The sequence below is a fragment of the Chitinophaga sp. GbtcB8 genome, from assembly GCF_019091455.1.
GTDB lineage: Bacteria > Bacteroidota > Bacteroidia > Chitinophagales > Chitinophagaceae > Chitinophaga.
This window is the reverse complement of the sequence record NZ_JAGXJN010000178.1, coordinates 1-266: the sequence shown is the minus strand read 5'-3', so window position 1 is coordinate 266 and position 266 is coordinate 1. Positions and strand designations below refer to the sequence as shown.

The following is a 266-nucleotide window of genomic DNA, read 5'->3' as shown; positions in this document are numbered from 1 at the left end:
TCTGCACCCCGCCTGCGAACCTTTTCCACTGCGTAGATCTTCTCTGCCAAAGGGACCCATTCTTTTAATTGGGTGTATTGCGTTTCTTCTACCTGTAAGCTGTGCAGTTGTGCCTGCAGGTCTCTTCTGAACAGGATATAATCTACCCGGCTACCAGTGGGCAAGGCGTCAAAATCAACCTGGTCCAGCTGCTGCAGGTATGGATTGTTCAGCTTTTGCAGCTGCTGCCGGCGTTCCGGTGAGTTACCTGCAAAATAAATCCGGCT

1 pseudogene is annotated in these 266 nt (G+C 51.1%); it reads right to left on the bottom strand.

Features of this window, described 5'->3' with window-relative positions:
- Window positions 1-266: pseudogene (locus KVT36_RS31745) on the bottom strand (DUF885 domain-containing protein); the annotation flags it as partial.